Source organism: Acinetobacter sp. YH16038 (assembly GCF_013417275.1).
Classification (GTDB): Bacteria; Pseudomonadota; Gammaproteobacteria; order Pseudomonadales; family Moraxellaceae; genus Acinetobacter.
Genome location: NZ_VPEG01000010.1, coordinates 23,010 through 37,415, shown reverse-complemented (window position 1 = coordinate 37,415; position 14,406 = coordinate 23,010). Strand labels below are relative to the sequence as shown.

Sequence of the window (14,406 nt, the reverse complement as noted above, 5' to 3'; positions counted from 1 at the left end):
ATTTCTTTATGTATAAACCAACCGCAATTTTGTGGCAGCCCGCATTACCAGCATTTTTAAAATTTTCTGTACTTGGAACGGCTCTCGCTTCCTTGGGACTGACGGGCTGTTCTTCTACACAAAGTGCGACCCAGAAAGCGTCAAGCAAGCAGGTTGGCTCACAATATCTAGATGCAAGCAGTTTGGATGGGCTGGAAGATTTACTTTCTGCAACGGATATGCGTGCGGTTGAAGGTGACCGCTTACTGATTTTGAAGCATGGTGATATCTGGAAACGGATGACCGTGGGTTTCAAGATGGATCTGAATACCTGGAATCCGCGTATTGATGCGCAGCGTGGCTGGTTTATTTCCCGTCAGCCTTATCTGGACCGCCTGAGTGCCCGTGCATCGCGCTATTTATATTACACGGTGAAAGAAGCTGAGCGCCGTGGCATGCCTACGGAACTGGCTTTATTACCGATTATTGAAAGTTCTTATGACCCGGCGGCGACCAGTAGTGCAGCAGCGGCAGGTTTATGGCAGTTCATTCCGAGTACCGGCCGTATTTATGGTCTGAAACAGACCTCACTTTACGATGGCCGTCGTGATGTGGTGGAATCGACCCGTGCGGCTTATGAATTCTTGGGCAGCTTATATAACCAGTTTGGTTCATGGGAATTGGCTTTGGCCTCTTATAATGCCGGTCCGGGACGTATCCAGCAGGCGATTAACCGTAATAAGGCCGCAGGTTTGCCTACCGATTACTGGTCCTTGAAACTGCCTCAGGAAACCATGAACTATGTGCCGCGCTTCCTGGCAGTTGCGCAGATCGTGAAAAATCCGGGTACTTATGGCGTGAGTTTGCCGCCAATTGCCAACCGTCCTCACTTTCGTGAAGTGCCTGTCGGTGCTGCCAACTTAAATGAGATTGCAGCGATTACGGGTTTAAGTCGTGCTGAACTGTATCAGCTTAACCCGGGACATCGTGGTGATCGTATTGATCCGGAAAGTCCGCGCCGTATTTTGATTCCGGCTGACTTAAGTCCATCGATTGATGAAAAACTGAAAAAACTGCAGTCTAGTTCAAGCGGCTTATGGGCAGGTACTGTCAGTAACTCGCCTAAAACGACCACTACAGTAACTCCAAAGCCAACTGTAGCACCAGCATCAACCAGTACCACCATCGTACCTGCCAAGCAGACTCCGCCGGTGCTTGCCACTACGACTGCTAAGACTGCAACAGCAACTAAAGCTCCAACTGCGACCACATCACCAAAGCCAGCTACGACTGCACCAGCAGCAGTGTCAACCACGACGACACCTAATCTAACTGCACAAACCACCAAACGGGTCAGCACACCACGTGGTTCCGAAGCACTTGCTGAATTTGCGGCAAAAAGTGAATTGCCTATTCCAAGCGCGCCACGTATTCCGGTTGCTGTGACGCCAGTTGCTTCAGTGAAGCCTATCCAGGTCGAGCCACCAATTACCGCAGCTGAACGTCAGCAAATCCAGAAAGTGGTGTCAGCAGAAGAAATTAATAAAACCGTGGATGAGCTTTTACAACCTGTAGCGACTGCGGCTGAACAGGCACAGGTCATTGAAGAGCTGAAAGCACTGGCACCTGCAGGTACAGAAATTGTTGACCCTTATGATGGCAAGATTAAACTGACTGCAATTCAGACCAGTCAGTCTATTGCCGAGCAGCAGGGCAAGGAACTGACCAAAGGATTCTCATATCCGAAAGAAGTCGCTGTAAACACCAGTGCAGATTCAGTTGAAGCCCGACTTAATCAGGGCAAAAACTATGTAAAAACTGATTCAGAAGTCGTGGTTGTGGCACCGAAAGGTAAGCGCAGTACCTATAAGGTCTTACCGGGTGATAACCTGGCATTGATTGCTGCCAAAAATGGCGTGAACTGGCGTGATGTCGCGAAATGGAACCAGATTGATCCAAACTCTACCTTATATGTAGGCACCACAATTTATCTCTATGATGCCAAGCCGGTACAGGAAGCACCGAAAGCCAAAGAGAAACCAGAAAGCTATGTGGTTCAGGCCAATGATTCTTTGACCAGCGTTGCCAGCCAGTTCGGCCTGAGCGTTAAACAGTTGGCTGATTATAATGATCTGAGTACGACCAGCGGTTTATTTGTTGGGCAAAAGCTTTCCCTGAAAGAAAGTGCCAGCAAAGCGAAAGCTGAAGACAGTAAAAAAGCCGAAACTGCCAAAGTTCAGACCAAGTCCTATACCGTTAAACGTGGTGAGTATCTGAAATTGATTGCAGATCGCTACGCATTGTCGAATGCAGAACTTGCTGCACTAACTCCGGGTTTAACTGCGGGTAGAAGTTTGATGGTCGGACAGAAGATTAATGTTCCTCTTAATGAAGTTGAAGAACTGACTGCGAGCAGTAAGAAAACCGAAAAAGTCGAACAGAAGTTTGAGAACGTTAAGGTTGATCATACGCCAACAGAAAACTATCAGGTCAAACGTGGTGAAACCCTGTACAGCATTGCCAATCAAAGTAAATTGACGGTATCTGAACTGGCTGCGTTAAATGGCCTGTCTGCAAACAGCGGCTTACGCATTGGTCAAATCATCAAGATTCCAGCTGGTAGTCAGGTTCCTGACAGTTATACGGTTCAATCGGGTGATACACTGACCGGGATTGCAGCAAAATATAATCTGTCGATGGATCAAATTGCTAACCTGAACAATATTTCTCGTAGTGCCAATCTGCGTGTGGGTCAGCATCTAAAATTATCTGGCAGTCCTGAACCTGTGCAGGAAGTGGTCACCGAGACTCAGGAAAAAAATGTCAAATCAGATACTCACATCGTGAAATCTGGTGAAACCTTAAGCTCGATTGCCCGCCAATATCATCTGCAATTACGTTATCTGGCAGACTTGAATGGTTTGAATACCAATAGCAATGTGCGGATTGGACAGCGTTTAAAAATTAATGAAGATATTCAGATCGCCAAAAAAGAGCCGGTAGTGAAAGTCGCAACAAAATCGGCATCTTCTAAGGCGACAGAATCCTATACGGTAAAATCCGGGGAATCTCTGATTGCGATTGCCAATCGTGTAGGAGTACCCGTTACTGATCTGGCGAGCCTGAACAATCTTAGTCCACGTGCCGGTTTACGTGTGGGCCAAACGCTTCAGCTTCCAAAACTTGTCACTGAATACAAGGTGAAGCGTGGCGATACCTTGATCGGCCTGGCATCCCGTTATGGTATGGCAACCAATGAACTGGCAGAAATGAATGAACTGAAACCCAATACTCAATTGCGTATTGGTGATGTGATTAAGGTTCCAAACTAATTTCTGGATCGTGAAATTGTTTAATCCCGTCCATGTTTTATGGATTCTTGCTGCCCCCTGGATCATCAGTTCCAGCGGGGCAGCAGTCATTACGACGCCTTATATTGCACTGCATAGTGTACCCAAATATGCACAGGCTAAATCTCTGCCTTATGCCAATCCGCAAGCGCCCAAAGGTGGTGTCCTGATTCAGGCAGCCGATGGCAGTTTTGATAATCTGAACAGTATGAATGGTAAGGGGAATGTCACTGAAGGGATTAATTATATTTTTGACAGCCTTATGTCGAAATCCCTGGATGAACCCGGCGTTTATTATCCCTTGCTGGCGGAGAAAGTCAGTTTCGACCCAAAGCAAACTTCTTATATTATTTTCCATTTAAATCCTAAGGCCAGATTCGGTAATGGTCAGCCAGTGACGGCCAATGATGTGAAATACAGTTTTGATCTGTACCAGACCCAGTCCAATTTTGGCTTGCAGATGTATCTGGCAGATATTAAAAAAACCGAAGTCCTGTCACCTTCAAAAGTTAAGATTAGTTTTAAATCTCGCCATAATCCGGAAATGGCGATGATTGTGACGCAAATGCCGATCTATTCTCAGCAGGAGTGGCAAAAGCGCAACTTCAAGGACATTAACCTGAAACCGATCTTGGGTTCTGGGCCCTATGTGATTGAACGTATTGATGCAGGACGCAGTATTTCCTATAAACGTAATCCGCATTATTGGGGTAAAGATCTGCTGGTCAATCGCGGCCGTTATAATTTTGATCGCATACAGTATCGCTATTACCGTAGTCCGGAAATCAAGTTTGAGGCATTTAAATCTGGCCAGTTTACGCTGCATGAAGAAAAACAGGTCAACCGCTGGGTAAGTGATTATCGGTTTCCTGCGGTACAGCAAGGCCAAATCAAAACCTATCGTTTTCAGCATCACAATCCGATTCCTACACAAAGCCTGATTTTTAATACGCGACGTCAGCCCTTTGCTGATATCCGCTTCCGGCAAGCTTTAACTCTGGCCTATGATTTTGAATGGCTAAATAAAGCCTTGTTTCATGGGGAATATCAGCGTCTGAACAGCTTTTTTAGTAATAGTGAACTGGCATCTACAAGCAAGCCGAGTGCTCAGGAGCTGGAAATATTACAGCCAAATTTATCAAAATTGCATCCGGTGCAACGTCAGGCGGTATTACAGGATTGGCATTATCCGCAATCAGATGCCTCCGGGTTTAACCGCAAAAATTTATTACAGGCGCGACAAATTTTATTGAATGCCGGTTACCGTTATCAGCAGGGGAAACTGGTGACTGCTCAAGGTCAACCTGTACAGATTGAATTTCTGTTGCATCAGGCTGAACAGCAGCGTCATCTGATGCCTTATCTACGGCATTTGAAACGTTTAGGAATTCAGGCTCACATTCGGATGGTGGAAACGGCTCAGTATTATGAGCGACTAAGAAATTATCAGTTTGATATGATTATGGATACCATGCCGCAATCGCTGACACCGGGGCAGGAACAGAAACAGTTTTGGGGCAGTGAGGCGGCACGTCAGCCTGGCAATTATAATTATGCCGGTATTCAAAATCCGGTGATTGATCGGGTAATTGATCAGGTGGTTCAGGCACAAAGCCGGGAGCAGCTGATTTATAGTACCCGAGCTTTAGATCGTTTATTGCGAGCCGGTTATTATCATATTCCGACCTATGGTACGGGTGAATACTGGTATGCTTACTGGAATATGTATCGGCAGCCCAAGATCAAGCCCAAGCTTTCTGCGGGTATTGATTACTGGTGGGTGGATACAGCTAAAGCCAGACAAGTGGCACCGTACTTAAAATATCGCTAGGTTTTCAGCTTTGGGGAGTGCCATGAGCACTTATATCGTCAAACGTTTGCTTCTTATGATTCCGACATTATTGATGGTTTTACTGATCAATTTTGTGGTGATTCAGCTTGCACCGGGTGGTCCAGTGGAACAGGCTATCTATCAGGCACAGCATGCAAATAATTTGGCGATCGGTGGCTTACAATATCAGGGACAGCAAGGCCTGACCCCTGAAATGCTGGAACAGATCAAGATTCAATATGGATTTGATCAGCCGGTTCATTTACGGTTCTGGGAAATGTTAAAAAGCTATGCTCAGTTTGATTTGGGCCAGAGCTTTTTTAAAGGCCAAGCTGTGACTGAACTGATCTGGGAAAAATTGCCAGTTTCACTGTCTCTAGGTTTCTGGAGTACCTTGCTCATTTATCTGGTTTCTATTCCTCTTGGCATCCAGAAAGCCAAAAAGCATGGCAGTCTGTTTGATCAAACGACGTCTTTGCTGCTGGCTGTGGGCTATGCCATTCCAGCCTTTATCTTTGCCATTTTGCTGATTGTATTTTTTGCAGGTGGTTCCTATCTGCAATGGTTTCCTTTACAAGGATTAAGCTCGGAAAATTTTGATGAATTATCTTTCTTTGGAAAAATTCAGGATTATTTCTGGCATATGGCTTTGCCGCTACTGGCTATGGTACTCGGTGGTTTTGCACGGCTGACTTATCTGGTGAAATTTTCCTTTATGGAAGAACTCAGTAAACACTATGTACTGGCAGCAAAAGCGAAGGGACTACAGGAAAGGGCAGTACTCTATCGGCATGTACTGCGCAATGCAGTGCTGGTGTTGATCGCTGGATTGCCAGAAGCTTTGCTCGGTATTTTATTTGTCGGGAACCTGTTTATTGAAATCATCTTTAATCTGGATGGTTTGGGCATGCTGGGATTTGAAGCGATTCTGCAGCGGGATTATCCGGTCATTTTTGGAACCTTGTTTATTTTTACCTTATTGGGCTTGGTGCTGCGTTTGATCAGTGATGTGCTGTATCGGGTGATTGATCCCCGGATCCATTTTGATTCACGAGGGTCAAAATAATGTCACCAATGCTACGCGCCAGTCTGCAACGTTTTAAAAATAATAAAACCGGATTTGCCTGCTTCATTGCCTTTATCATTATTTTTATCTTGTCACTTGGTGCTGAGCTGATCGCTAACGATAAGCCTTTACTGATCAAGTATGAGGATTCCTATTATTTGCCAGTAATAAAGTCATATCCTGAAACGACTTTTGGTGGTGTCTTTGAAACTGAAGCCGAGTATCAGGATCCTGCGGTACAGCAGCTGATTAATGCCAAAGGCTGGGCAATCTGGCCAGTGATCCGTTTTGCATATGACACACCCAATTTGACACTCGATATTCCAGTGCCTTCAGCACCAAGCCAACAAAATTGGCTGGGGACCGATGATCAGGGACGGGATGTGCTGGCACGGATTCTATATGGCTTGCGTATTTCCTTGCTGTTTGGCTTTGCACTGACTTTGCTGTCGGCAGGATTAGGTGTGCTGGTCGGTGCAGTTCAAGGCTATTATGGTGGCTGGATTGACCTGATCGGGCAACGTGCACTTGAGGTCTGGAGCAGCCTGCCGATGCTGTTTATGGTCATGATTCTGGTCAGTGTGTTTAGTCCGAATATTTACTGGCTATTTGTGATCATGCTATTTTTTGGCTGGACAACACTGGTGTCGATGGTGCGCGCTGAATTTTTACGGGCCAGAAATCTGGAATATGTCTGGGCAGCGAAAAGTATTGGTGCAGGGCATGGCCGGATCATGTTCAGGCATATTTTACCCAATGTGATGGGTTCCAGCCTGTCACAACTACCTTTTATGCTGACTGCCAATATTAGCGCACTAACTGCACTGGACTTTTTAGGTTATGGTTTGCCACCCGAAACCGCTTCTCTAGGTGAATTATTACTGCAGGGTAAAAATAATCTCAATGCGCCGTGGTTGGCTTTATCCGGGTTTCTGACTTTAGCCATTGTCTTGTCTTTACTCATCTATATCGGTGAAGCCATCCGGGATGCTTTCGATCCCAAAATTTAAAATGATTTTTTAAGACTGATTTAATATCTACAAATAAAATTTGTATCCATTTGACAATATGAATTGTCAATTATGGCAAGTTAGGTTATAACACATACAAAATAAGATAAACATTTCAGGAAAGTACATGACACAATTAGCCGATTCCATCCAGATCCGTAATACCCAGTTTAAAAACCGTATCATTAAAGGTGCCATGAGTGAGGCGTTGGCCAATGATGCAGGCCAACCCAATCAGGCCCATTTAAAGTTATATGAAGCTTGGGCCAAAGGTGGTTTAGGCTGTGCGATTACGGGTAATGTCATGGTGGATTTTCGTGCCAAGAATGAACCCGGTGTAGTGGTAGTAGAAACTGAACGTGACCTGGAAAAGTTAAAAGCTTGGGCGAATGTCGGCAAACGTCATGGCATGGTGCAACTGGTACAGTTGTCTCATCCTGGACGTCAGTGCCCGAAAGGCTTGAATAAAGAAACCGTAGCGCCTTCAGCTGTGCCTTTTAGTCCGGCACTGGCGATGAGTTTCGGTACGCCACGTGAACTGCGTGAAGATGAAATTTTAGATATTATCCAGCGCTTTGCGACTTCAGCTGCCATTTGCGAAAAGGCGGGATTTGAAGGCGTGCAGTTACATGGGGCGCATGGTTATCTAATTAGCCAGTTTTTATCGCCCCTGACCAATAAACGTCAAGACCAGTGGGGTGGCAGTATTGAAAACCGCAGCCGATTCTTGCTAGAGGCTTATAAGGCAGTGCGTGCAGCAACTTCAGAGAATTTTATCATTTCAGTGAAATTAAACTCGGCAGACTTTCAGCGCGGTGGCATTAGTGAAGAAGACGTTATTTATGTCTTTAAGGCGATGGATGCAGTCGGGATCGATATGATTGAAGTTTCTGGCGGAACCTATGAAGCACCTGCAATGGCCGGAGTAAAAGCAGAGAAACGTAAAGCATCAACGGTTGCCCGCGAAGCCTATTTCCTCGATTTTGCCGAAAAGATCCGTCAGGAAGTTAATTGTTATTTAATGGTGACGGGGGGCTTCCGTACCGCAGTGGGTATGAATGCAGCCCTTGACAGCGGCGCATGTGATTTTGTCGGTATTGCACGTCCATTTGCGGTCGAGCCTGATCTGGGTAACCGTCTGGTGGCTGGACAGGATGTACGTTATGCAGTTGAGAAAATTAAAACCGGTATTCCAATGATCGATAAAATGGCGATTATGGAAATCATCTGGTATGCCGCACAATTTAAAGAAATTGCCAAAGGTAATCGACCAAATCCAAAACTGTCGCCTTTAAAGGTATTTTTAAATTACGTAAAAGGTAATGTGAAAGCTGTGATTAAAGGTCAGATCAATTCACGTAAATCGGCTTAATTTGTATAATGCATTGAAGCAAAAACAGGGCATATAAAATGCCCTGTTTTTTTATGAATGACCTTTTTAAGAATAAGTCATGGCTTGAGTCTGAAAAGGGAAGAGTAACTGAGAAAGCTGACGTGTTGCCCACAAGCCCACTTCCTGATGATGCATATGCGGTGCTACATAAGGAATCAGCAGATCAATCTTTTGTTCGGCAGCAGCACAGCGATTCAGACGGCTTTTCAGCTGATGGATCTGTTGCTGGTCAATACGGTTCAATACCGGTTCCATCTGGTTATGAACTTGAGATCTGCTACGTGATGACAGACGAGCGGCAAAAGTCTCACCTTGAATCCAGTCTTTAATAATCTGTTTTTCAGTCGCATTAAATACACCAAACATTTTGCCATCTGGATCATCAATCATTTTCCAGAACCGGCTTTGTTCTACAGGTGCATCTTTTACAATCCAGCCTTTTTCAATCATGACTTTCAAGAAGTCTGCAATCTGTGCCGGATCGGATAACCATTCATTAATGGTCTTGCCACTAAACTGGCATTTCTGGTTATGGATATATTGTCCAATCAGCGCTTTGTTCTGAAACACTTTCAAAGCCAGTTTTTCGGTATCCAGTTGCTTGATGATCTGGGTAGAACTTTTACCAATGTCATTCAGCACATAACCTTTTTTAATCAGGTCTAAATACTGAACAGGATCTTCAGCGAGTGCATACTGATCTAAATACGCTTGCAGCGATTTTTGTGCATGACCGTTGTGAGCATTATCAATAGTAATATGTACATTGAAATAATGTGGATCAAGACCGAGTTCAGATAATTCATAATTGGTAATTAACAGGTGTAAGGGCAGCTGTTCATAACCCAGATTGAAACCAATGACTAACGGCAGATATTCTGGCGGCGCATAGGCCAAAGCCAGCTGCACGGCTGCTTGTTCATAATAGCTGGCATCCAGTTGCTCAGCATAGCTGTTCAGCTCATAATGATTCAGCAAGTCCTGATACATGGTGACATGATTGGCACGGGTATGACCCATGCCTAGTTCTTCCAGATAGATATAAATCAGGTCTTTGGTTTCCGGACTATTCCAGTTTTGCACAGTTGAATACAGCCATGAGCCGTCTACCAGTTTTACAGGTGCGACTTTGGCCAGGAACTCAAATGCATGTGACACAGTCGGGAAGTATTCACGTCCTTGCTGCTGTCTACGCCGCTCTACATAAGACTGGAAGATTGCGCAGGTTTGGTGGTGCTGTTCAAGAAAATGTTGCTCTACATGTCTGGGTTGATTCAGCCATTCCAATCCAGCCACATCAACTTGCTGGATTAAATCTCTTAAATAGTTCTCAGCCTGTTCGGTCTTTACTGCCGTCGAAATCTGTTGATCTTGAAAGAAGTTGACCCAATCTTTAAAGTTATTAAATTGATGATTATGATTTTTAATAGATGATTCAGGCGAACTTAACTTTGTACTGACGAACATAATCTGATCCTTGCAGATATATTATGCTTTCTAACTTAACGGCATGCTTATACCACGGGTGTTGATTTTTTGTTCGGATTTATAGTGCGATTGCTGTAAATGAAAATGAATGGATAACGAGTTGAAGAGAAATGTAAAAGAATAAGATTTTTGAATGAATTATTTATAAACAAATAAAATTGCAATCGAGACAATTTGATCAAACGTTAAAAACAGGAATGAAGGAACAAGCAAAAAAACAAATAATAAAAAAGCCCAAGTCATCATGCTTGGGCTTTTTTATGAGAAGTTAATTAAATTAACTATCTCGAATATGGCGTCCCTACGGGGATTCGAACCCCGGTTACCGCCGTGAAAGGGCGATGTCCTAGGCCTCTAGACGATAGGGACAGTGTAGAAGTGATATTTTAAACCAGAACTTTTGGTTTGAAGTAATGGCGTCCCTACGGGGATTCGAACCCCGGTTACCGCCGTGAAAGGGCGATGTCCTAGGCCTCTAGACGATAGGGACTTAATAAAATATTACTTCTGAAATTGGCGTCCCTACGGGGATTCGAACCCCGGTTACCGCCGTGAAAGGGCGATGTCCTAGGCCTCTAGACGATAGGGACGTTTCAGAGGTGGGCGTATATTAGGGTGAAAACAGGGGGGTGTCAAACGCTTTTCCAGAGTTTTTTGGAATTTTTCTTTTGAGTGCATAAATTTAAAACAATATTAGCAGAATACTTGAAAAATGCAGGATTTAGGCCGGATTTTTAAGCAATTCCAGAATGGCTTCAACAACCTGAGGATGCAGTAAATAGCCAGTAATGTCATGTGGACGGTGAATATGTGTACGAATGCCATGATTGATGATTTCAGGTTCAAACTTGAATGGCGGTTCGGTAAGCGGAATGGCGGTGAGATAATCATCCGTTGAATAGAAATTGATCCAGTCGCCTTTAATTGCCTTAGGTCGTGCCACCGGCTGTGCCAAGCTGGATTGAATCACCTGAAAGGCTAATGGCGAACCTAAAGTAATAAAACGCTGTACATTCAGTTCAGGGTGCTGGATAAGATGATTATAGGCAATCACACTTCCTAAAGAATGAGCAATGACAATGCAGGGTTTGCGACCACTCAGTTGTCGGGCAATCCGTTCATGTACTTCTCTCATGAAATCAGGGTTATCGAGATAAAGATAAGTTTCAATCAGAAATCTCTGCAATAGAGTGCGATGCAGAGTGGGAAAATAATTGAGTAATAAGGCAAAATCTCGAAGCGCCACATTCTTGCCGAGGGCGGTAAAATAATTGAATTTCTGTCTGAAATCCATGGTATCACTTGGGCTGGGTTGGGCGAAATCGGTAATGGTGGGCCTACGCCAACCAGGACGTGGAACAGGGGCGGGAAGCTGAGGTTGAGCAGGCTTACGAAAAGGAAAGCTAGGCCATTCCTGGGGCATCAGGGTGCCAGCTTCTAGAATATTACGGACGTTATAACGTGAAAGCAGATCGCCATAAAATGGAATACGAATGTGGCGTTTTAAATAACTAAATCTGGCATCTTGTTGATGTTTGCGCATCCCTTTTTGAAGTATATGGAGCCAGCGCTGGCGGATGGAGGCAGCGCTATGATGTTGCTGATTCATTCCATGAATAAAAATAACTTTCATCGACACCCCACTGAGTTCGATAGAATTATATTTACAGTATAGAAAATATTAACGTAGCAAAAGCAGCGCTTTTTGTGGTGTTAATGTGTAAATTATCTTTGATAAAACAATAATTAACAGACATATGTATATTTATAAAAGAGTCATAAATAAACCACAAAATGAGTAGGTATGAATAAAGAATTTTACTCAGCAGAAAAATAATGCAAAGGAAATAGTAAAATTAAATCTGTAAATTAAGATGCTTTTTAGAGTAATTCTAGCAGGGCTTCGATGACTTCCGGATGCTGGACATAGCCATCAATATCATGCGGATGATAAATTGAAGTACGAATCTCCCGATTGATAATTGCCGGCTGAAACTGAAAAGGCGGTTCCGATAATGGAAAGGCAGTTAAAAAGTCATCACTGCAATAAAAATTAATCCAGTCACCTTTAATAGCTTCTGGCCGATGAACAGGCTGGGGCAAATGTTCCTGAATGACCCGGAAAGCCATTGGTGATCCCATGCTGATAAAACGCTGTACATTCAGTTCCGGGTGCAAAAGCAGATAATGATAGGCAATCACACTTCCTAAAGAATGAGCCATTAGGATACAGGGTTTATCGCCATGCAGTTGCTGGCCAATTCGCTGATGCACCTGCTGCATGAATGTGGAATTTGCCAGATAAGAATAGGTTTCAATCAGAAATTTTTTGATCAGCGTATCATGCAGGCGAGGGAAATGATTCAGTAAGATCACAAAATCCCGTAATAGAGTATTCCGGCTTAATGTACTAATAAACTGCAGCTTCTGGTTAAAGGTCATGGCATCCTCAACCTTTAGCTCGGGAATTTCACAAATTTCAGGTGAATATTGATTGAGATGGGGTGGTGGTGGCTGGGATTTAACTGGAGACTGGAAAGGAAAGCGAGGCCAGTCTTGCGGCATCAATGTACTGGCATTTAGCACATTATGTAAATGATGACGTGACAGTAAGTCGCCATAAAAAGGGATACGGATATGCCGTTTGAGGTAGGCAAAACGTGTTTGTTGATGCGACTGTTCCAGACCATGTTTTAGCAAACTCAGCCAACGTTGACGCAGGGACGCAGAGCTAAATTTCTGCTTATTCATGCCATGAATATAAATAATTTTCATCGACACACCACGCTGGCTGCCTAGAACATTTTCAGTATAAATAAAAAAGAGCAGCCGAAGCTGCTCTTTTAGTCATTTTAATGTTTAAGCATTTTTGTGATAGAACTTGTAGTAGCTGGCATAGCACAGTGCAATAAATACCAGACAGCCAAAGAAACTGATACGCATGCTCGGATCAAACACCATACTGATACAGGTAATCAGACAGAACAGAAAACCCAGAATCGGTACGATCGGGAATAATGGCGCAGCAAAATCAAGATCCTTTGCTGTTTTACCCTGTTTGTACCATTCGCGGCGGAAGTTGAACATGCTGAGACAGATGCTCATCCAGACCACTACCATGGTAAATGCTGCAATACCTAGCAAGTTAGTGAAGATAGTTTCCGGTGCGAACTGTTCAGACAGCAAACCAGGCATACCGCCAATCATGGTGACAATGACTGCAATATAAGGTACACCACGCGCATTTAGGCGTGAAAATACCGCTGGTAACTGTTTACTGTAAGACAATGACCACATCATACGGGATGCAGCAAATAGACCTGAGTTAGCAGCAGATAGCAATGCTGTGATAATCACAAAGCGGATAATATCTTCAGCATAAGGAATACCGATATGCTGGAATACTGTCACGAATGGACTGCTACTGACACCTTCAGCTGCCAGACCTGCTTCCTGATGCGGAAGAAGGGAGGTTACCACAATAATCGTACCTACAAAGAAAATCAGTAAGCGGAAAATTGCAGTATTAATCGCTTTGGGTACATTTTTGGCCGGATCTTTTGTTTCACCCGCAGCCACACCAATCAATTCAGTTCCAGAGAAAGCAAAGTTTACAATCAGCATGGTGGTGAAGATTGGGAACAGACCTTCGGGGAACCAGCCTTGAGCTGTCAGGTTACTGAATAGCGGGGCAGCTTCCTGTCCTTGATAGCTTACTACACCAAAGATAGCGAGTAGGCCAAGCAGGATAAAGGTTACGACAGTAACGACTTTCACCAGTGCCAGCCAGAACTCGGACTCTGCAAACCAGCGAGTGGAAATCATATTCAGTGCGAATACGAAAGCACCAAAAATCAGTGTCCACATCCACATGGAGCTATCCGGGAACCATTCCTGCATTAATAAAGCTGCAGCGGTAAATTCAGTTCCCAGGGTCACTGACCAGGTCAGCCAGTATAGCCAAGTAATGGTGTAGCCAGTCCCTGGTCCAATATAGCGTTTGGCATAGGCGCCAAATGAGCCCGATTCGGGCATATGAACGGCAAGTTCACCCAGACATAGCATAACCATGTAAGCGATGATCCCGCCAAGGAGATAAGCAAGAATGGCACCTACAGGCCCCGTTTGTGCAATGACTTCACCCGAACCTAGAAATAGGCCTGTTCCGATTGCGCCACCAAGCGAAATCATGACCAGATGTCGAGTACTCATAGCGCGTTTTAAAGGCGCAGAATTGCCCTGATGCGTAGCATCATTCGGAGATGAGTGCATAGGAGTCAAAAAATAAA

Annotated in this window: 9 protein-coding genes and 3 tRNA genes; 5 read left to right on the top strand and 7 right to left on the bottom strand. The window is 44.3% G+C overall.

Annotation, left to right across the window (positions count from 1 at the left end; translation table 11 throughout):
- The first annotated feature begins 8 nt into the window (after nucleotides 1-8).
- From FTV34_RS06060 to FTV34_RS06040, 5 genes are all read left to right on the top strand, one after another.
- Entirely contained in the window at nucleotides 9-3,311 is a 3,303-nt protein-coding gene (locus tag FTV34_RS06060) for a LysM peptidoglycan-binding domain-containing protein (RefSeq protein ID WP_180069330.1), read from the top strand.
- 16 nt (nucleotides 3,312-3,327) lie between these two features.
- Nucleotides 3,328-5,160 (top strand): extracellular solute-binding protein, encoded by a 1,833-nt coding sequence (locus tag FTV34_RS06055; RefSeq protein ID WP_180069327.1) that lies wholly within the window; start codon nucleotides 3,328-3,330, stop codon nucleotides 5,158-5,160.
- 22 nt (nucleotides 5,161-5,182) lie between these two features.
- Complete coding sequence (locus FTV34_RS06050; RefSeq protein ID WP_180048103.1) at nucleotides 5,183-6,226, top strand: ABC transporter permease subunit; 1,044 nt, start codon at nucleotides 5,183-5,185, stop codon at nucleotides 6,224-6,226.
- Nucleotides 6,226-7,236 carry an ABC transporter permease gene (locus FTV34_RS06045; RefSeq protein WP_180053184.1) on the top strand — a complete coding sequence of 337 codons (1,011 nt, stop codon included), beginning with the start codon at nucleotides 6,226-6,228 and terminating at the stop codon, nucleotides 7,234-7,236. The genes FTV34_RS06050 and FTV34_RS06045 overlap by 1 nt, the downstream gene beginning before the upstream one ends.
- A gap of 127 nt (nucleotides 7,237-7,363) precedes the next feature.
- Nucleotides 7,364-8,608 carry an NADH:flavin oxidoreductase/NADH oxidase family protein gene (locus tag FTV34_RS06040; RefSeq protein WP_180053185.1) on the top strand — a complete coding sequence of 415 codons (1,245 nt, stop codon included), beginning with the start codon at nucleotides 7,364-7,366 and terminating at the stop codon, nucleotides 8,606-8,608.
- Nucleotides 8,609-8,674: 66 nt separating this feature from the next.
- On the opposite strand, the gene FTV34_RS06035 is transcribed toward FTV34_RS06040, so the two are convergent.
- The 7 genes from FTV34_RS06035 to FTV34_RS06005 form a co-directional block, all read right to left on the bottom strand.
- Nucleotides 8,675-10,096, bottom strand: coding sequence for an iron-containing redox enzyme family protein (locus FTV34_RS06035; RefSeq protein WP_180069324.1), 1,422 nt, complete (start codon nucleotides 10,094-10,096; stop codon nucleotides 8,675-8,677).
- 314 nt (nucleotides 10,097-10,410) lie between these two features.
- A tRNA-Glu gene (locus tag FTV34_RS06030) sits at nucleotides 10,411-10,486 on the bottom strand.
- A 45-nt stretch (nucleotides 10,487-10,531) separates the two neighbouring features.
- Nucleotides 10,532-10,607, bottom strand: a tRNA-Glu gene (locus FTV34_RS06025).
- A 24-nt stretch (nucleotides 10,608-10,631) separates the two neighbouring features.
- A tRNA-Glu gene (locus FTV34_RS06020) sits at nucleotides 10,632-10,707 on the bottom strand.
- 131 nt (nucleotides 10,708-10,838) lie between these two features.
- Nucleotides 10,839-11,750 carry an alpha/beta hydrolase gene (locus tag FTV34_RS06015; protein ID WP_180069321.1) on the bottom strand — a complete coding sequence of 304 codons (912 nt, stop codon included), beginning with the start codon at nucleotides 11,748-11,750 and terminating at the stop codon, nucleotides 10,839-10,841.
- Between the two features lie 248 nt (nucleotides 11,751-11,998).
- Complete coding sequence (locus FTV34_RS06010; RefSeq protein WP_166138236.1) at nucleotides 11,999-12,892, bottom strand: alpha/beta fold hydrolase; 894 nt, start codon at nucleotides 12,890-12,892, stop codon at nucleotides 11,999-12,001.
- An 84-nt stretch (nucleotides 12,893-12,976) separates the two neighbouring features.
- On the bottom strand, nucleotides 12,977-14,389 hold the full coding sequence (locus FTV34_RS06005) for an amino acid permease (protein ID WP_163171691.1): 1,413 nt from the start codon (nucleotides 14,387-14,389) through the stop codon (nucleotides 12,977-12,979).
- Nucleotides 14,390-14,406: the final 17 nt, after the last annotated feature.

Coding starts and splice junctions, on each gene's coding strand:
- FTV34_RS06015 (WP_180069321.1), bottom strand. CDS start 11,750: ATGAAAGTTATTTTTATTCATGGAATGAATCAGCAACATCATAGCGCT.
- FTV34_RS06010 (WP_166138236.1), bottom strand. CDS start 12,892: ATGAAAATTATTTATATTCATGGCATGAATAAGCAGAAATTTAGCTCT.
- FTV34_RS06040 (WP_180053185.1), top strand. CDS start 7,364: ATGACACAATTAGCCGATTCCATCCAGATCCGTAATACCCAGTTTAAA.
- FTV34_RS06035 (WP_180069324.1), bottom strand. CDS start 10,096: ATGTTCGTCAGTACAAAGTTAAGTTCGCCTGAATCATCTATTAAAAAT.
- FTV34_RS06060 (WP_180069330.1), top strand. CDS start 9: ATGTATAAACCAACCGCAATTTTGTGGCAGCCCGCATTACCAGCATTT.
- FTV34_RS06045 (WP_180053184.1), top strand. CDS start 6,226: ATGTCACCAATGCTACGCGCCAGTCTGCAACGTTTTAAAAATAATAAA.
- FTV34_RS06050 (WP_180048103.1), top strand. CDS start 5,183: ATGAGCACTTATATCGTCAAACGTTTGCTTCTTATGATTCCGACATTA.
- FTV34_RS06005 (WP_163171691.1), bottom strand. CDS start 14,389: ATGCACTCATCTCCGAATGATGCTACGCATCAGGGCAATTCTGCGCCT.